The sequence below is a fragment of the Teredinibacter waterburyi genome, from assembly GCF_001922985.1.
Classification (GTDB): domain Bacteria; phylum Pseudomonadota; class Gammaproteobacteria; order Pseudomonadales; family Cellvibrionaceae; genus Teredinibacter; species Teredinibacter waterburyi.
Map to the genome: position 1 here is coordinate 1 of NZ_MRUH01000026.1, position 20,119 is coordinate 20,119.

The window sequence follows — 20,119 nt, forward strand, 5'->3', positions numbered from 1 at the left end:
TTCTACGGATGAGCGGGAATAGATTGCACATCGCTTTAGCGTCTCCAACTCATCTCGCCCACTCCAACAATACAAACATTGACAATCTTTGTATTGTTGCCTAGCATAATTTGTATAAATGTCTACCCTTGGAGTTCATTATGCACGTGTCACTGACTAGCGAGCTAGAGTCTCGCGTTAAAGCAAAAGTTGAAAGCGGCCTATACAACAATGCCAGCGAAGTGATCCGCGAAGCACTGCGTTTTATGGACACACACGAAGACTGGATCCACGAAGTGAAATTGGCCCGCCTGCGTGAACAACTTAAAGTTGGCACTGACCAGCTAGATCGCGGTGAAGGCATTACCATAGAATCAAAATCCGCTTTAGATTCACTGTTCGATGACATTAAGGCTTAAACCACGTGCCAGCACACCAGCTCGTTATAGCCCCTGCCGCCAAAACAGATCTAAAAGATATCTACCAGTATGGGCTGCGGCAATGGGGACAAACCCAGTCCGAAAGTTACCTTGAGAGTATAAAAGAACAGTTCTGGGCCCTTACCGAACAAGCCCTGATCGGCGTAGATCGCTCTGAACTCCTATCAGGCGCCAGAAGCCTGCCTATTGAGAGCCATACCCTGTTTTACAGAGTCACGCCTGAAACGGTAGAAATTATCCGCGTACTACACGGCCGCCAAGACCCGCAGCGACACTTAAAATAGCTCAACAACCATCAATACCTAGCAGAAACTGAGCGAGTTCCGAACGACTTTTCATATTGATAATTGCCACCAAATACGAAACCCCAACTGTTATCAGTTGGGGTTTTTTATTGCCTGCAACCCGCGCTACAGCCCTTGTGCGGCAAGAGTTTACGGACTTCGCGTCATTTCTAATCTCGGACTATTTGAGGCATATATTCTCTGAATTGCCGACAAAATGTCTGGAACATTTTGTGCCGCCTCGCGCCCGTAGGGGTTAAGCCACGGATGGCTTAACGTACATACTCTCTGTGCCTCTCCCTGCCTCACAAGACCCAAGTCCATGACCAGAGAATAGAGAACCCTTTAAGATCAGTAGCTTATTATCGGACCGAGGAAAGGAGTTTGATTGGTAAATTGGGTAGGTGGAGGAAGTACCAAAACTAGTGCTCACTTTGCCATTGGATCAAACTAGGATTGATCCATGTACTTATTGCACTAGTTTGACAGTTTTTACCAGCCGTTAGATGGCCATGGGTAAATGAGGCGTAATCAAGAACGATGAAATACTGACAATTAAAGAAGTCGCCGATTTTTTGAAGGTCAATGAACGTACCGTTTACCGTCTAGCCGCTGCCAAGAAAATACCCGCTTTCAAAGTGGGCAATGCTTGGCGTTTTAAAAAGCACGATATTGAAACGTGGATTGCCCAACAAACCAAAGAAACCGGGGGCGAAAAATGATTTCACCCTACCACGCCAAATACTACGCCCACGAGCTCACCTACCTTCACGCGGCAGACAGTGTGGATCGGCTCTCACAGTCACTGTTCGATGCAACGGTAGATTTGAATCCTCATCAGATTGAAGCAGCACTTTTTTCATTGCGAAACCCCTTCCAGCAAGGTGTATTACTGGCGGATGAGGTCGGTCTTGGCAAAACCATTGAAGCCGCTCTCGTCCTTTGTCAGCACTCGGCGGAACGCCGACGTCGTTTGGTGATCGTTTGCCCTGCCGCATTACGCAAGCAGTGGGCGCAGAAGCTGGCTCACCGCCAATGAGCCAGCTGTTCAGTTATTGAAGGGAAATAGATGTGAGAGCACTACCTGAAATATAGAGCTTTCCGGCACTACTGATACTTAGCTGCCCAGCAGCCTCATAAGTCCAATCGATATCTCTTGTCACTCTGTTAATTGCATATGTCGATGCGTCATCACCAACGAAGATGTGAGTTTTGGTAACGACAATATTCGATGTCAAACTGCGGGCTGACCAAATCCAATCCGTTTCACCAGACGCTTCATCTATCGAATAAAGGGAATTATTTGCTAAAACAAATATCTTCCCGTCAGATGAGGAAGGCTGGCCGTGAAAGCCGCTGCTTAAGTGCTGCCAACTAATCTCACGATTATTCGTGTCAAATAGTACAAGCGACCCAGATTGCGTAACAACCACATTTTTTGACTGAGTAAGTACCGTTGCCACCCCGACAGAGTAGCCTCCCCAATTTAAATCTGGGAATTCAACCGCAAATGCCAGCTCACCTGTTAGCTTATCAATCACCTTTAAGTGTGTTGTAAATGCATAAACATATTGATCATCTACCGCGGGCGTGAAGTCGTCGTATTGAGGCCCTGAGTTAAACCATAACTGCGCTCCACTGACGCCATCAAAACCGTAAGTCCCACCGTAGTATCCACCGGCAATATAAACATCACCATCGTGGATGGTAGGCGCCAAATAGCTAGACCACTGATTGCCATAGGACGACTCAAAATTTAATTCTCCGGAAGCGGCGTCGACACTTCGAATAAACGAGTCTTCATGCCCCCCAGTCTGGAAATACACCTGGCCGTCACTATATGCAGGTGCATTTATCGAGTTAATGTCAGGGTAATTCAAAAACCATTCCGTATCGCCCGTAAACGCATCAACGGCAAATACCGACTGATAATCACCGTAGTGCGACAGGTTAGATACAAACACCTGTGATTCAGATGCTACTGCCGGAGAAAGCGTAGTCGCGCCGTCGAAGCTAACTTGCCAATCAAACACAAAATCAAGTTCGTCCAAAATCAACGGGGTATAACCGGTGTGTGAACTATCTCCTTGATACGTTCCCCACTCAATCGGCAGTGGATAATTAGAGCCCATATTAGGGTCTGTGCCAGCATAGAACTCTTCAAGGTTTGTAAACTGATCACTATCCCAGTCAAGTTCTGCATCAGTTGGGTCATTTAAATCCAAGCCATTTTCGGCTTCCCACTGATCATGGATGAGGTCTGAATCTGTATCGGCACTAACGGGGGATGAGAGATGAATAATAATTTCATCATAATCACTTAGACCATCCCCATCTGTGTCACTCAGGCCTGGGTTCGACCCTGCATCATGCTCTTCAAGGTTGGAGAGGCCATCTTCATCTTTATCATCAGAAGCATCGTCAGCAAGAGGATCTAATGAATACTCCACTTCGTACCCATCTTCCATTAAGTCAGCATCAGAATCTGAAAGTAGCGGATCGGTTAAGTGAGTTTGTAATTCATCGAAATCAGTGAGGCCATCATCATCTGTATCGTTGATAACTACCGATGTTCCCAACGCTACTTCTTCACCATCGAACAAACCATCAGAATCGCTATCGGCATTGAGAGGGTCTGAACCATGCGTAAACACTTCATCGCCATCACTTAAACCATCGTTATCGGAATCTGCAATCGTCGCAGAAGTGCGAGCGGCATACTCTTGAAGGGCCGTTAAGCCATCCTCATCATTATCTGAGCTTGCATCCGCGCTATCATTTCGGTTTAAGTCACTACCACCTTCCCACCAGTCTGGCAAACCGTCCGAGTCACTATCCAAGTCCGGCACCAGCGCAATAAAATCAGCGTCAAACGACAATTGCTCTGTACTTACAAAATCTTCTGACGTTTTAAAAACCTCACCTGAGCTATTAGAAATATAAATATCGCCATTGGCTCGCAGATCAATATCGTAAACACTGCCCAAAGCATTCAATCTTTTTTGTTCCACTGCACTCGAGCTGTAATGAATAATTTCCCCCGACCAAGCTCCGAGAAATAACTCACCACTTTCACTGACAGCGACGCTTCTAGAATCATCGACAATCAAAGTGTCAACCACGCTCATACTCGCGGGGTCGTATACATGTAGCGAACTGCCACTAAGTCCGTAGATATAGCCATCAAGACCAATATTCAGGTCAATAAGCGCAAACGACTCTGTATAACTAACCGAATCATCCTCTAGATCGAAAACTACGATGCCTTGAGTTGAACTCCCGCTAGTAGCCATATTCGTGGCGTACACCTTACTGCCGATCGCGCCGATACCTCCGTATGAGCTGTTATTAACCGTTGACCAAGCAGGTGCTTGAATATGCCGCCACTCATTACGCTCTGGAGTATATACGCTTAGTCTCGGCTCAAATGTGCCGTTAAATACAGCAATTTTCCCATCGTCCATCACCACTGCATCTCTAGCGTCCCAGTAATTGTTTATTCGAGGAATTTCGATAACTCGAATTACGTCTCCATCCAGGTCTACAAAATCAAGGTAGCGACTATCACGCACTGAAACATTACTTACACCGGAATCAAAAATATTGCGCAGAGGGGAGATGCGTATTGCATCCAAAAAGACCCCACAAGAAGCATCTGAGCTTTCAACCACTATTCGAATATCGTGATAGCCTGACGGAAGCGTTAAGTTCATTTCTTCCCAATCAAGCTGAGATGGCCAAATTGTCGTTAAAATTTCACCGTTAACACTGATTGAAACCTCTTTATCGTAGGATGAATAACAATTTGTTAAGACCGAAATCGAAAGATCCACTGGGACAAAATATTTAGCCCAAGAAATTTCTAGGTCAGAGCCGATATAGAGGCTTCTATCTCCAACTAGGGACTCGGAACTACTCAAACTGACCTGGCCCACATCCCCAGTAAGCACCCAGTCAGAAGGAATTTCACTATTTTCAAAAGAAATGGCTATATCACTTACAATCTCGGGAAAAGATGTTTCATCCTGAGGGTCAGTTTCCAATAGAAATTCGTAAAGGTTCTCAACACCGTCGTTATCTGCATCAAACAGAGCATCGGATGCATATGCACCATCAAGCCCATACTCTACTTCCCAGCTATCCGGCATAGAGTCGCCGTCAGTATCGGAAAGCAGTGGATTAAGAGAATAGGTATTAAGTTCTTCATCATCGCTCAATCCGTCAGCATCGGTATCTTCCAAGAAGGGGGATGTGCCGGCTATAAATTCTTCAGTATTACTCAAACCATCGTCGTCACTATCCAGGCTTGCATCACTGGAGTTCTGGTCATTCAAACCGTGTTGAAGCTCCCACCAATAGGGCAAACCATCTTTATCCGAGTCAACTAAAAGAGGCACCACCTCAATCGTCACCCCGCGAGAAAGCGACCGAAACGCAACAATGCCGTTCTCATAGGGTAGAATTTTTTCGTAACGGCTCTCACTTAACTCATATTCGAATACGGCATCACTTAAATCCGACGAATAACCGACAAGGCTATCGTGTTCCACACCTTGCGTAAGCGCGACACCGATGTTGGAAGTCCAGGCAAAATCCGTAAATTCAACTTCATTCGAGCCAGGTAATTTAAAGGTAAACCTAGCATCGCCATCAAGAAAGTCGGATACCACAGCAGCACCAGCTACAACCAAAGACTCGTCTGGAGAAACAGCAATAAATTGAGCATCAAGGCCATTACCCAATGAGTGGCTCAAAGTATTAGAAACGAGCCCTTCGTCATTAAATTGCACTGTATTAATATATTGCCAGGATGAGCCCTCAAGACGATAAAAATTACCCGTAGCGGTATATTTATACGCAATTTGCCTATCCCAAGAATCGTAAGTCTCCGTAACTTGGTCAGATGAATCCAAGGCAATGTAGCGTGTATCGTAGCCGTATTTGGTGATAAGAATTTTATTAGAACCAGCCACAAGAATTTGTTGAATGGCCTCAGAAAATAAATCAACGATTTCTGATTCATTCACACCACCATGCGCATATTTGAAGAGCGCGCCAGTAGAATAACCCACATATAATTCAGTCTCGTTTAAAACCCCTAGCGATTCTGGGCTACCATAACCGCCAGCCAGCAGAAGAATAGGGTTTAAATATGTCTGGCTCGCAATATCCCACAAATAGACGGCTTTATTCGCCGGACTTAACATATATATAACGCCGCCCAGTTCACTTACCTGTGTAATGCTATCTGGGGATACTCTTGAGTTAACATCACAAACGCCCTCGACACCGTGTTCACTTAAGTTACAAGCAGAATCTGATGGAAATGCATCTATAACTAAACCAGAAGTACTATCAGCCTCACTAAATCCACTATTCCATTCATCAGGGAATCCGTCACGATCACTATCTACCGAGGCTGCAATATCTGCTGGAAAATCATCCTCGACGTTTACCACGCCATCGCCATCGATATCATTGCTAACCAAATAAGACAGGGTGCGTAATGTGGCATCTTCAAAATACAAGATTGAGTAGGTGTCTGGCGTGGAAGAAGGGTAGATACCAACAAGATCGCCTTCTATTTCAAGCGCCTCAATGATTTGTTTTTCAGACGAGGTGCGGACCAAAGAGAAACTACCCACCTGCTGAGTCAGCAATATAAATCCACCGTCATCCAACCAAGCAGCGAAGTCAAAACCCAAACCAACAGCACCCTCGTGAACTAGGCTCTCTGCGTTATATATATCCCCCGAGCCAACTAAGACCTGAGATTCATCCGGTGAAACGATGATAGGTGGGTTATACCTATAATCGCCGTGATAAGGCGTTTCACCGTCGCTATCAATGGTCCCGGTAGCCTGGTTAATATATTCGTAAAGAAGGTCATTTGGGTTTGAAGTATCCCGAAAAAAATAGACTCTATCTAACGCATCATTCCAAGCGTAAACACTAGAGTAGTGATTCCACTCTACCCAATCTGTCTGTATACCTTGCTCGTTGAATATATAATGGCTTTCCCATGCGCCACTATTGTCTTGCGCTAAAAGGAAATTTCCAACAGCGGCAAGGCCATCCACTGCCTCAGCCGTGCTTGCAAAATCCAAGTTAACCGCGAGGGTTAGCGTATCTAAATAGCCAATATTGCCACTTTCGTATCCAACATATACACGCTGGTGGGCCGCCGAAAACACAAGTTCGTTAATCGAGTCCTCAGGGATATTTAGCGTATCTGTTTCAGCGTAGCTATTCGCGTTGTTATCAAATAAAACAGCAATCTGCGATGTTTCAACAAAAATAATCCAACGGTCGCCACCAATAGAAATAATATCTAGATTATCAACGCCCTGCTTACCCAGCCAGGTCGCATAACACTCGACCCCATTGCCTTCAGCGGATAGAGCACATGCATCGTGAAGGGGATAGACATCACTGTTGTCGCCCACACCGTCTTGATCGGTATCGGCCCACTCCGAAGCGTCAGTTGGAAATAAATCAACATCATTCTCCACCCCGTCACCATCGACGTCGGTGTCGGAATTATCACCAAACCCATCGCCATCTAAATCACTCGACTCGGCCGCATCCTCAGGGAAGACATCAACGTCATTGTCTACGCCATCTCCATCTCGATCTGGATCAGCGTTATCCCCGATACCATCACCGTCTAGATCAACTTGTTCTGTGGCGTCACGCGGGAACATATCTTCTGTGTTTAAGGTTCCGTCACCATCGATGTCGGTATCGGAATTATCACCAAGCCCATCGCCATCTAAATCACTAGATTCCAAGGCATTGTCTGGAAACGCATCTTGAGAGTTTGGAACACCATCCCCATCCCCATCCCTATCAGAGGTTGTGGTAGACCCACCGCCTCCGCCGCACGAAGCTAAAATAACAGCTATAAAAATTAAGATTAATAAACGAAAGCTCGGCACGACAATCTCCCTATCACATTATTGGACTACTTTGACGCCAAATTGTATAAAATCGTCGCTACCAAAGCACCAACATTTTTATAACCAGGTGAAATATGTTGAGGCTCGACAAAATTAGCAATTCAGGTAGCGCTTTTTAGGACAGGCATCATAAGCCCCACGCGCCAGCATAGCGGCGCCGAGATCATAGTGTGGAAATGCGACGAGCTGTAGTCGCCGCCATCATAAATGAATGAATCAATGTAATAACGCAGCGCGCTTACCCCAATAATGGGTTAAGTCAAAGAATCCTGCTTTTCATATCAGGATAATACTCTCTGATACTGCTTCCACACATCAAAGCCCATGACCACAGATTGGAGCCCCTTTAAAATCAATAAAGCACTAGGGCGTGTTTTAGGGCAGCAGGTTATCCCCATCACTAAAAACAAATAAGCAAACAAAAACAATTTCTTACATACATTAATGAGCGGCGCGCCAAACGGCGGTAATATTCTGCTAATCATCTAACCGCGTCTAGACTTCGTAAGAGTCTTTTAAGATTTTCAGAGGTGATTGCGGTGCGTAATGTAGATAGAGACCAGCTTGTTGATTTTGTGATGAATTATCGCGTGAAAATTGACAAGGTTATGATGTGGGTGACGCTCTGTGCGTGGCTAATGTCCTTTGCATTTGCCTCCGTGTACGGTACTTGGATGTTGGCGTTGTTTATCGGTGGCTTTTTTTCGTGCGTTAATTATTTTGCTATTAAAGTCATTGATCATCCGTATCTGACCCCCGCGATTATTGCGGTGGTGTTTATGTTATTTGTGTCTCTGCATGTACACCAAATGCACGGCATGATCGAAGCTCATTTTGGTTACTTCATTTTTTTGGCCGCTCTTTTTGTCTATCTCAGTTGGATACCTTTGGTGGTTGCCGCGGCGGCGGCGGCAATACTTCATGTCGTTATTCATATGATGCAGGACGCTGGTTTTCATATTTACTTATTCCCTGACCATATGCACTCTTGGTCTATTGTGGCCTTGCACGCCTTTTACGTAGTGATTGAAACAATTGTTCTCGTTATTATGGTGAACCTTGTTCAGCGCTTACTCTCGGTATCGCAGGAGCTTGTGCGGCTCACAGAAACGATGATTTTGGACGAGAAGCACATCAATATACATGCGCGAGCGAATGCGTCAGATAATGCCATACTTGGCCGACTCAATTGGTTGTTCGACGGTATTAGTGGCGTAATTACAATGGCGCTTTCCGCACAAAAGCAGGCCGATAAAAGCATGGCGGCACTGACAACAAACACTTCCCACCTTGTTGAAATAGCCAATCAATCGCGTCGCTCAGCGGCGGAGATTACTCAATCTATGGATAATATGCATGGGTCTTTTGTTGGTGTTTCAAGTCAAATTCAGCGAGCCGCTTTTTTGGCTGAAGAAACAGCCAATGCACAAAACACGGGAAAAACAGCTGTAAAAACTTCACGCGATGGCATTGCTGATTTGTCTCATATTTTGAATGATACGGCATTGTCGATTAATGGCTTAGCAACCGATTGCGAAGCGGTTACAACCACCTTGACGGAGATTCAAGGAATTGCAGAGCAAACTAACTTATTGGCGCTCAATGCGGCTATTGAGGCGGCGCGTGCGGGTGAACAAGGACGTGGTTTTGCTGTGGTTGCCGATGAAGTGCGAGCCTTGGCAAAACGTACACAAGTGTCTACTGAAAATATAAAAGTGATTGTGAATCGTTTGGTTATTGGCTCTTCAAATTCAGTGAAGGCGATGGAGGAGAGTCGCACCCGAGTAATGGAAAATGTAGACCACTCTGAGTTGGTTGAAAAAGTGTTTGTGCAAATAGCCAATGCTATTGACGAAATCAATGGCATTAGCCAACAAATCGCGGCGGCGACAGAGGAACAGACCCAAACATCGGAATTCATTGTTAAGCAAAGCTTACAGGTAAATACCTTAAGTGATGAAGCGGCGAGTATCGTGCAGCAAAATACCGATACCATCCGGGAGCTGGAAGGAGCCTTTGTCGAGTTAAACGCAGCACTTACAAAATTCGGGTAGTCATAAAATCAGCCACTTCTTACGTTCTTTCTTTTCTATTTAAAACGCAACAGCCTGCTCATTTTTGTCATAGCCTTGATCCAACCCAATAAAAAAGCCGCAGCGGGTTGCTGCGGCTTCACGTTCAATTGCTAGTGCCCGCTCTGCAAGTTCCGAGTAAATCTACTGAGTGAAAATCCTGCTCTCTCCGCAGGTTTGATAACCAACACAGCTCGCATTATTCAACCAGTGAAACCCAGTTAAACTGTGATCGTCACAGATGATGACTTCGTAACCGAACCAGTCACACCAAAGCACACCTTCCGGCGGTTCTTCTTCCTGAGCTTCCACGGTAACAATTTTTGTAATTGTATGGGTAAAGTTGTCGGTATCGCGAACGAAGAGTCTAAAACTGTATGCCCCCTCGGGAAGTGACGCGGTGTAGGTATCCACCCAGTAGGTATCTGTAGCGCGGTCACTACTTTGCAGACTTAGTTCCACGCCGTCGGGCGCCGTGAGGGATATTACAGCCAAGCCTGCACCGTCTTCGGCTAGTGCGGTTAAGGTGAATTCCTCATTCGCATAAATCACTTCCGGTACTTCAATTGTTGCACTAGGTATCGCTGATAGCGGGAAAACCTCTACCAGCAATTCGGCCGCCTCAATTCCTGCGGAGGTAGCCGTTAACAGGTAAGTACCTGGGTAATCGTAGGTAACGCCAAATGTCTTAGCCGTGGTGTAACCACCGGAACCACCGCCACTTGAGGAAGAACTGGATACACTGATGGTAGATTCAGGCTCAACGCTTAAAGACGGGCTATAAGGCACTCGCGTCGGATGTGAAGCGCTGACGGTAACGCTTGTCACATCCCCCGCCAGAACCGCTGTATTGGTACCGATACGAATAGATCCACCAGCGTCTTCGACGACCGTGAAACTAACCTGGTCAAGGCTGCGCTCGCCTTCCGCGTCGGTTGCAACCACTTCGATAACCATTTCACCTACCATAAACGAACCCCAGCTGGCCGCCAGGTTTTCCTCTCCCGTACCTTCGTAGTCCCTGTTCACCAATTCCACAGGATTTGTGCGCTCTCCGTCTACCATTTGGTAAATGACCATGGTGGCGTTCACAATATTACTTTCGGTATCGGTGATGGTTGCCCTGAACACAACGGTTTCGTTTTCGGTTGAATTGGGCGCGCTAGTTATTTCAACCATTGGTGGGGTATTGCTATCGCCCCCCTCTGCCGCAAGCACTTCAACACTAACGCGTTTATTATCTAAAAAGCCGTCTGGGTCTTTCGCTGATATAAAGAATTCATGCACGCCCTCGGGCAGAGCACCGGTGTACACATCGGTCCACAGCGTGTCGCTTTGGCGATCACTGGTTTGCAGGATAAATTCTGAATCTGTTGGCGGAGTGAGTGTTAACGACGCCAAGCTTTCTGTATCTTCGCCTACTAGGGTAAACGCGAAGGATTCGCTGGCGTATATCGCCGCTGGCACACTGTAATTCACGCTAGGGCGCGCACTTTCAGAAAAAACTTCTACCGTTTTTTCGGCGCTCAGGTTTAATCCAGACGATTCCGTCTTCCACAGGTAGGTGCCGGGGTTATCGTAAGACACGCGATACTCATAGTTCATCGTGTAACCAAAACTGGAGCCACTGCTTCCCGTGGAGCTGCTGAGCGAAAAAGTTGTATATGGAGCGACATTCAGGGAAGGCCTGCTCGGCATGGTGGAGGGGTGTGAAACAGAAACCATCAGGTTTTTTGTTGAGCCGACAAGTGCCTTTTCAACCGTACTAATGCCGAGACTACCTAGCGGCTCATTCGGGTCGGAACCAGTACTGCATTCGCCTCCCAAAACGGGAATGTGATCTTCCGCAGGTTCTCCCGCGGGCAGAGTAATCTGCATACCCACATACATACTGCCACCCGGTTGCAGGTCGGCATTCCACTCGTAGGGTGTAAAGGTGTAGGGGTTACTGCCGGTGATTGCGGCATTCCAAGCTTGCTGAATACTTACCCCTGCGCTAAACCCTGCCGTAAAGCTGCCAAGGGTAATCGCCGAGCTGGTATTGTTGCTTGCGTGCAACTCGGCTGTTGCACCGCCATTCCATTGATTGATATAGCGCCATTCACATTCAAGCGCCTGCGCAAAGCTGCTGACAGTTAACAAAACCATTAAAAATAGACGGGAAAATCTGGGTAATCTGCGGGAGTTATAGGGAATCATGAGGCGTCCTGTCGTTTTTGAGACACGGCCTATTTTCTGACGTGCCTGTACATTATTAGAGAGGCAGACTACTAACATCCTTGCCATTTTAGCGTTGAAATTATTCAACTATTACTTGCTGAAAACAACTGCTTAATCTCCATATTGGGCTCTATCCACCATTCCGATTTGGATACTAAACTACTGTTGCAGCCCATTTGTTAGTTAATCACTTTACGCTCTAACTCAACGTCCTCCTTTGCCCGTTGCATCACCTAAAAAAAAGACCGCTCAAGAGCGGCCTTTAGTGACTTGCTTTAAATTAACTATTTACCACCAGTATACAGACGCCCAGGAATAGTTTCCGGCGCTGATCTCAAAGTGATAATAATCACTGGCACCTTTTGCAGGTAAAGCGCCACCGACAACGGTGACCGCGGCGCCAGATCCGTTGATAGTTACCGAGATTGTTCTGCCAGAAAAGTTTGATGCGCCCCAACCACTAATAGTGTTTTGTGTTTTGAAACAGTAGGCGCCGGTAGTACCAACATTGCCAGACTGACCTCCTGATTTAATATTGTCACACTCCGTAGTGCCACCGCTCGACGATGAGCTACTTGAACTTGACGAACTAGAGCTACTTGAAGACGAGCTGCTTGAACTTGAAGAGCTAGAGCTACTTGAAGACGAGCTGCTGCAGTTATCCACTACACCACCATCGCCCGACTGATTGTTACAGGTATCTGTTCCAATACAGCTTGCACTGTTTTCCCAACCCCAGCCGCTGGTTTGGTTCGCGCATGAAGCATACAAAGTTCCGTACCAGTTACATTGCGTCGCACAGGCGCCACCACTGCTGCTAGAGCTGGAACTTGATGATGAGCTAGAAGATGAAGTTGAGCTACTCGAAGAGCTGGAACTGGAACTGGAACTGGAACTGGAACTGGAACTGGAACTGGAACTGGAACTGGAAGAAGAGCTTGAACTACTCGAAGAGCTCGAACTTGAAGAACTCGTGCTCGATCCACCACCAGGATTTCCGGCTTGAGTGTCCGCCATCATAATGCCGCGACCGTTAGTGCCTAGGTAGACGCGCCCATAAACACGGGGGTCACCGGTCAGAGCTTCACCCATGTTACCGAACTGATTGGCGTCGTCATTAATGCGTACCCAACTCCCGCCGATGTCATTTGAGCGGAATACGCCATGCACATCGTCTATGCGGCCGACGAGATAAATCGCCGGATACGTTGCCCCAGTGGGCCCCATACCAAAGCCAACATTGTCGCCTTCTTGAACACCCGAAGTTTGCGAGAACGTTTGCCCGCCATCGGTAGAGCGCCACAAACCGTGAGTGGTGACACTTGGATCGGTATCGTCAATGTAACCGCCGGCCAACCAAATATGACCTTCGTAACCTGGAACCGCTTTAAATTGCAGATGACCAGCTGTAGGTAAACCTGAAGCTGTAGAGGCCGTAAAGTTCGCACCACCATCCGTTGAATAATAGAAAGTACCACCGCTGTAAGCGTAAAACATGCTTGGGTTAACACGATCTGATTCGACTTTGGCTTCAGCGGGAACGCCATTCGAAGCTGTCCAGCTAGAACCGAAAGTTGTCGAATAGTGAACGCTTGAACCGCCGGGGCTCCAAACTATGCTGCCACCATCAGCCGATACGGATACCGTTCCGCCAGAAGTTGGCGCGCCAGCATTAGATGCCTGCCACCAAGAACTTCCGCCAGAAGTTGAAACTCCGATATAAACAAAGCCATCGGGAACGTCACCTACGGGATGGCCAACGCGAACCATAGTACCTGGGTTTAATTCAGCAAAATCAATACTGGTTGTTGTGCCATGGTATGGCGCTTGGTAAGGCAAGCCTGGGACAGCGGTTAGATCCTCGTGCATAAACCCGCCGATGTCGGCAAGCGCTGAGAACAGGTGTGGCCCCGTCGGTGGGCTTACCAAATCCTGAACGGCGGTTTCTTCCAAACCTTTAACCATTGGGCGAATAGTTACGAGGCTGCCAGTGGCGTCCCAAGTATCCCAGTTTGTTAGGTTGGTTGAACCATAAATAGTGGCGCCCGTACCGTAAAAGAAACGGTCGGAGTTGAAGGGGTCAATTTCGATTGACTCGTTCATCCAACCCAGTTTTAACGACTCTTCCGGTGGGCTGGGGTTGCCACCCAGATCCAGCCAGGGTACTTCGCTGATGTCTTGCTCGTAACGCTTGGAGCGAGATGGGTAGCTGGTCCAATCCCAGATTCGTGTCCACGTCGTACCTTGGTCGGTCGAGCGGAACATAATCAAGTCTGGCCACCAAGAATTTAAGGAGGCAACCATGATGGTGGATGGGTTTTGACGGTCAATTGTCAAACCGCTATAACCAAAATACAAATCGCCACTGGCGATGGTCATGGGCGAGATGTCGGTCCACACACCACTGTTTACATCATATTTCCACACTTCACCGGAGGCTCCATCGTAGGGGCCACCAGTATCACTGGTTGAAACGTAGAGAATACCGTTTACGTGGTCGAACTTACCTTTATGCGGTATGAATCCAGTAGGTTGTCCCGGAATAGCTCCCCAGGTCGCACCGCCATCTAGGCTTTGGTAAAGCGATTCATTAAGGTCTGCTACGCCGACAAAAATACGGTCGGAACCACTACCTGAAGAACCGGAAGAAGGGTCGAATGTTACCCAAACCACGCCCTGAATTTTGTTGAGGTAATCCCATTCGTCGTTAGCGTCCTGAATATAGGTGCCGACGTTAGGAAAGTTCGTGACCTTGTTCCAAGTTACGCCGTAGTCGGTAGAACGTAAGAGGCCCTCGCCTAATTCAGCACCGAAGTACAGCGTGCTGTTATCGTTAGGGTCAACATTTAAACGTTCACCCATACCGCGGCCGGCCATATTGCCGCCGACCTTGAAAGGCAGTTCGGTGACCTGCCAAGTATTACCACGGTCGGTGGAGCGGGCGATACCGCCGTTATTTGGATCCCAATCGTTAGTATACATACCCACGGCCATGTAGACGCGGTCAGTGTCAACTGGATCTGTGGCGAGGCTGAGAACACCGTAATAGCCCCAGTTGTCTTCGCCAACCCAGTCCGAAATTGGGTCCCATTCCTGATTGGGTTCATCCCAACGATAGGCGCCACCAATATCGGTGCGTGCATAAATTAAGTTGGGTTCACTTTGGTTAAAGATAATACCCGGAACAAAACCGCCGCCGTCTACACGGACGTTTTCCCAAGTATGGGCTTCTTCTGGAACCGCTAAACTGGTAATAGAACTTAAAGCTAATGAAGCGCCGAGCGCAGCGGATGCTACCCAACGCGCTCTATTGCGCGAGCATAATTTGAAAGTCATAAGAGACTCCTCATTTTATTGAGCTAATTATTTTATAAATGTGGTTAGCCATACCCAGCGTATTAGATGAGAAGGCTGCAACCCGAATTTTGAATTTAAAAAAGCGCTAGTATTATTTTTATATACAAACCAACAACCACATTTAGGCATGTAGCCGAAAGCTTCGCGCAGATGATATTGAGACGGAGATGGTCAAATCTTGCTCATTTGAGAGAAAAAACAACATTCGACAAATAATTGAAGTTTTTTTGCAGAAATTTATCGTGTATAGACGCGCAGGCCTTAAAAATTCAAATAACTACAGGCAATCAGCCTTAACTTTTGTCTTTACAGCAAAGAAACTCAACTTTGTTCTCGCTGATATTTAAAAAGATTTGTGGTGGTTAACCTAGTTATCCTGTCTCAATCGAGGGTATAGATTTTTGTAAATCCTGCTTCTTTTGTATTCGTTCAATGGGTAACCCCCTGCGAGCAGGCCCCATTCTGGTGCAACCATTATCTATAGATTTGATCGTTAACTAGAGCCCTTCTACGCCATTGGAATCGCAGTTTTAGATTCGTGACCATAAATGGCCGTCCGTTAATTATTATCAAGTTAATCAATTTTATCTGATATATCGAGTGTCGCTATAATTGTTGTGGTAGGATTTTCAAGAATAATTACCAGCGGTGACTAGCTGTGGAAAACACAACACTTTAGTAGTAAGTATTTGTATCTTGGTTTTAATTGTTACTACTTACTAAGTTGTTTCTACTTCTATCGCGGTGTAATTCGAACCTGTAAATACGCCGATATTTTTTACACCAATACTCCCCGTTAAAAAAATGTGGGCGCTACGACAACCAGGAAATCAATGGTACAAGCACATTTAGCTTCATTGGTACTTACCGTATAAAAAATACATTTTAAAACTACATCTTCGACAAGGAGGACTCATCGATGCATATCAAAAAGGGAACCCGACAGGGCCTATTTTTTTTCTCAATCGTTGCGCTAAATACTATTTGCGCACTCTCAGCTAATGCTCAAGCCCAGTTTACCAATGTAACGGTTGAAGCTGGTGTGGGGGGCGATGTGTATGAAAGTGTTAGCAACCACGTCACAGGCACGTGCTGGATCGATTTTAATAACGACTCTTATCCGGACTTACTCGTAACCAACGGGTACGAGTGGGACTCTCACTTATACCAGAACAACAAGGTAGGCACCTTCTCAAAGGTGGATTATTTGCTGCCTGAATTACCTAATGTTGAAATGTCCGGTTGCGTATTCGGCGACTACGATAATGATGGTGACTCGGATATTTATATTCAGGTTAACAACGAACAATTTTCACTGTTTGGGTTCAATTCGCCAGACGGCCCTGCCAATATTCTTCTTAAAAACCTCTGGGTAGAAAATGGCAACCAAGCCATATCTGGTGAGCCGTTATTTCAAAATGTTGCAGCCGCAGCAAACGTAGACGGTGAACTCGCGGTACCAATCGGTAGCTATTCCGCCAGTCGCGGCATGACGGGGGGATGGCTGGATTACAATCTGGACGGATGTCTTGATCTTTATGTCGGCAACTGGGTTCTCGATTCAGGCGGAGACGCCTCGAACATCGACAGCCTTTTTCAAAACCAATGTGACGGCACATTTTCTGATGTGACGGCGTCCAGTGGTGTTAACACCGGTGATGACCCAACCACATTTAGACCCACGCAGGCGTTCATCGGTGCGCACTTGGATGACGACTACTTTCCAGACATGGTCGCAGTCGCCACACATGACCCCGCGCCTTTTTATCATGACATCATCTTCAAAAATAATGGTGATGGCACCTTTATCGATGTCACTGGGTTAAGCCCAGGCGTTGGAGATGATGCGGGGAGTGGTATGGGTATCGATGTAGGCGATATCGACAATAACGGTACTTGGGATATCTATATTACCGACCGTTTTACATCAACAAACGATACTGCGCCTGCTGGTAACGTTCTGTACCTAGGCAACGGTGATGGTACGTTTCAGGACAATACCGCGCTTGCCGCCGGCATCGATGGTGAGTTTTCCTGGGGTATCGATTTTGTCGACATCGATCAGGATGGCTATGAAGACTTCCTGATGGCGGCAGCTTCTGGGCCCATGCTTTACATCAATAATACTGATGGCACATTTACCAAAGTTACCCTTGCTGGAAGCGGAGGCAGCCGGCCCACAGGGTTGGCCACGGCCGACTACGATCGCGATGGTGATATCGATTTCGCGGTGGTAAGTGAAGGCGATGGGTTCAGCACAGGCGGACTTCGCCTGTTTCGAAACGACACAGCTAATTCCGGCCGCTGGCTTCAATTTAAGCTTGTCGGCGCCGGAGCACCTCAATCCAACGTAGATGCTATTGGTGCGGTTATTAAAGTAAGTGCTGGCAGTGTGAATATGATGCGCCAGATAGTTGGAGGTATGAGTTCGCACTCGCAATCCAGCCTGGATGTACACTTTGGTCTCGGTGTTGCTAACCAGGCAGACTCGGTCGATATTCACTGGCCGAGTGGCGTCGTTACCTCTCTGACTAACGTCGAAGCGAACAAATGTTACAGCGTGTCGGAAGACGGAACAGTGGCTGCCGATTTAGGCTGCCTGCCCAACCCAACTATTCAGAACATCAGCCCTAATAACGCTGTTGTAGGGCAGACGCTTGAGCTGACCATCACAGGAACAGGCTTTCAGGAAGGCGCCAGTGTTCAGGTGTGTAAAAACCCGGGCGTTACCGTTAATTCTGTCACCGTGCTGGACGAAAACACCATTCTCGCTAGCGTTACTGTCGGCCCCGAATCCCACATTTCATGTGGCATAACCGTTACCAACACTAATGGTAAGACTGGTGCCGTACCGCGTGGTAGTTTCATAAACCTGCGCGACACAACGTCTGTTGCCCGCCAGTGGAATGAAGTTCTTTTGGATGCTATCCGGGCTGACTTTGCACGCCCTACCGTACATGCTCGTAATCTGTATCACACCGCCGCCGCTATGTACGATGCTTGGGCCGGTTATAGCCGTAGCGCAGATCAGGTATTGCATATCGATAAACGCCTGGGAACTGCTCGCGCCAATGTTCCAGCCTTCCGAGCAGAAGCCATCAGCTACGCGGCTTACCGCGTTCTGTCTTCAAGATTCGCCAGCTCCCCCAAGGCTGCCGAATCGCAACTGGCTTTCGACAACCTGATGGATTTACTGGGTTACGATAAAAACTTCACCACAGAGTTTATTGGCGGCCCAGCCTCGTTCGGTAACACTATCGCCGCGACTGTACTCGCATTTGGTGACTCAGATACATCCAATGAGGCTGGCGGCTACGCCAACCTGTTTTATCAGCCCGTCAACGACCCACTGCTCCCTGGCCGCCCCGGAAATCCAGATATGTCGGACCCTAACCGCTGGCAGCCGTTGGTTCTGAACTTCTTTATCGATCAGTCTGGAAACTTGGTTGTTGGTGGCTTCCCTGAGTTTCTCAGCCCTGAATGGGGTACTGTCACTCCGTTTGCACTGCAACCCGAAGACCTGACCATTCATACCCGTGATGGCAATGAGTACTGGGTGTACCACGATCCCGGTGCCCCACCTCACCTTGGTGGCGTGGGTGATGAATACTATAAGTGGGGTGTAGAGATGGTTTCCATTTGGTCTTCGCACCTCGACCCAACCGATGGCGTGATGATTGATATTTCACCCGCGTCATTCGGCAACTCTTCGTTACCCGCCGCAGACAATTACGAAAGCTACTATGACCATCTCACCGGCGGAGACTGGGGAGTGGGTTACACAGCCAACCCCGTAACCGGCCAACCCTACACACCACAAATTGTACCGAGAGGGGATTACACACGTGTTCTGGCGGAGTTCTGGGCTGACGGCCCAGACTCTGAGACACCTCCAGGGCACTGGCACACGATTTTCAATTACGTGAGCGACCACCCCTTGGTTGACAAGCGAATCGGTGGGCGAGGCCAAGACGTCGATGACCTCGAGTGGGACGTCAAAGGTTATCTCGTACTTGCTGGAGCAATGCATGACAGTGCTATTTCAGCTTGGGGAATGAAGGGCTGGTACGACTACACCCGCCCCGTTTCCGCACTGCGCTACATGGCAGACCTTGGACAATCCTCTGACATCAATGAAAGCTCCTACCACCCAGACGGCATTCGTTTGTATCCTGGGCTGATAGAAGTCGTCACTCAGAGCACGACGGCGGAAGGCCAGCATCATGCCCACCTTGCCGGAGAGGAAGGAAAAATTGCCGTATTTGCGTGGCGAGGGCCAGACTATATTGGCAACCCCGATACTGACGAGGCCGGCGTTGGTTGGATACTGGCGGAGAACTGGTGGCCCTACCAGAGACCAAGCTTTGTGACCCCGCCATTTGCTGGCTATGTCTCCGGTCACAGTACCTTTAGTCGCGCAGCTGCCGAAGTCATGACGTCATTCACTGGCTCGCCTTGGTTCCCTGGCGGTGTTGGTGAGTTCGAAGCTCCTAAAAATGAGTTCTTAGTATTCGAAGAAGGGCCAAGCGTCGACATCACCCTGCAGTGGGCTTCGTATCGGGACGCGTCCGACCAAACTAGCCTTTCTCGTATCTGGGGTGGAATACATCCACCAGCTGATGACCTTCCTGGACGTATAGCAGGTGAACAGATTGGGTTAGACGCCTACAATCAGGCGCAACTCTATTGGAGAGGCTCCAACCAATAAGGAACTCGGCTTGCGGGGGGCTTGCAGTAAGCTTCTCCGCAGCTTTTCGACACACTTTTATAGGTGCCTCCAATTGCCTACTCAAACACCACCCTGTAAC

At 47.7% G+C, this 20,119-nt stretch carries 9 protein-coding genes; 6 read left to right on the forward strand and 3 right to left on the reverse strand.

The window, feature by feature from the left end; genetic code table 11:
• Positions 1-140: 140 nt before the first annotated feature.
• From IDZ20_RS04660 to IDZ20_RS04675, 4 genes are all read left to right on the forward strand, one after another.
• Positions 141-398, forward strand: a complete 258-nt coding sequence (locus IDZ20_RS04660; RefSeq protein ID WP_188150273.1) for a type II toxin-antitoxin system ParD family antitoxin — start codon at positions 141-143, stop codon at positions 396-398.
• A 5-nt stretch (positions 399-403) separates the two neighbouring features.
• Complete coding sequence (locus IDZ20_RS04665) at positions 404-703, forward strand: type II toxin-antitoxin system RelE/ParE family toxin (RefSeq protein ID WP_188150274.1); 300 nt, start codon at positions 404-406, stop codon at positions 701-703.
• A 548-nt stretch (positions 704-1,251) separates the two neighbouring features.
• Entirely contained in the window at positions 1,252-1,425 is a 174-nt protein-coding gene (gene mads1 / locus IDZ20_RS04670) for a methylation-associated defense system helix-turn-helix domain-containing protein MAD1 (protein WP_425443415.1), read from the forward strand.
• Positions 1,422-1,742, forward strand: coding sequence for an SNF2-related protein (locus IDZ20_RS04675; protein WP_245792113.1), 321 nt, complete (start codon positions 1,422-1,424; stop codon positions 1,740-1,742). The genes mads1 and IDZ20_RS04675 overlap by 4 nt, the downstream gene beginning before the upstream one ends.
• A gap of 13 nt (positions 1,743-1,755) precedes the next feature.
• On the opposite strand, the gene IDZ20_RS04680 is transcribed toward IDZ20_RS04675, so the two are convergent.
• Complete coding sequence (locus tag IDZ20_RS04680; RefSeq protein WP_188150275.1) at positions 1,756-7,641, reverse strand: outer membrane protein assembly factor BamB family protein; 5,886 nt, start codon at positions 7,639-7,641, stop codon at positions 1,756-1,758.
• Positions 7,642-8,201: 560 nt separating this feature from the next.
• Here IDZ20_RS04680 and IDZ20_RS04685 point away from each other — a divergent pair.
• On the forward strand, positions 8,202-9,716 hold the full coding sequence (locus tag IDZ20_RS04685; protein WP_223144895.1) for a methyl-accepting chemotaxis protein: 1,515 nt from the start codon (positions 8,202-8,204) through the stop codon (positions 9,714-9,716).
• 162 nt (positions 9,717-9,878) lie between these two features.
• On the opposite strand, the gene IDZ20_RS04690 is transcribed toward IDZ20_RS04685, so the two are convergent.
• Both IDZ20_RS04690 and IDZ20_RS04695 read right to left on the reverse strand, forming a co-directional pair.
• Complete coding sequence (locus tag IDZ20_RS04690; protein ID WP_188150276.1) at positions 9,879-11,933, reverse strand: cellulose binding domain-containing protein; 2,055 nt, start codon at positions 11,931-11,933, stop codon at positions 9,879-9,881.
• A 309-nt stretch (positions 11,934-12,242) separates the two neighbouring features.
• Positions 12,243-15,290: a carbohydrate-binding domain-containing protein gene (locus IDZ20_RS04695; protein ID WP_188150277.1), complete on the reverse strand. Its 3,048-nt coding sequence runs from the start codon at positions 15,288-15,290 to the stop codon at positions 12,243-12,245.
• Positions 15,291-16,230: 940 nt separating this feature from the next.
• Between IDZ20_RS04695 and IDZ20_RS04700 the strand changes: the two genes are divergently transcribed.
• Positions 16,231-20,019, forward strand: coding sequence for an FG-GAP-like repeat-containing protein (locus IDZ20_RS04700; RefSeq protein ID WP_188150278.1), 3,789 nt, complete (start codon positions 16,231-16,233; stop codon positions 20,017-20,019).
• Positions 20,020-20,119 lie beyond the last annotated feature (100 nt).

Excerpts from the sequence above, each read along its gene's own strand:
- IDZ20_RS04660 (WP_188150273.1), top strand. The coding sequence starts at position 141 with ATGCACGTGTCACTGACTAGCGAGCTAGAGTCTCGCGTTAAAGCAAAA.
- IDZ20_RS04675 (WP_245792113.1), top strand. The coding sequence starts at position 1,422 with ATGATTTCACCCTACCACGCCAAATACTACGCCCACGAGCTCACCTAC.
- IDZ20_RS04690 (WP_188150276.1), bottom strand. The coding sequence starts at position 11,933 with ATGATTCCCTATAACTCCCGCAGATTACCCAGATTTTCCCGTCTATTT.
- IDZ20_RS04695 (WP_188150277.1), bottom strand. The coding sequence starts at position 15,290 with ATGACTTTCAAATTATGCTCGCGCAATAGAGCGCGTTGGGTAGCATCC.
- IDZ20_RS04700 (WP_188150278.1), top strand. The coding sequence starts at position 16,231 with ATGCATATCAAAAAGGGAACCCGACAGGGCCTATTTTTTTTCTCAATC.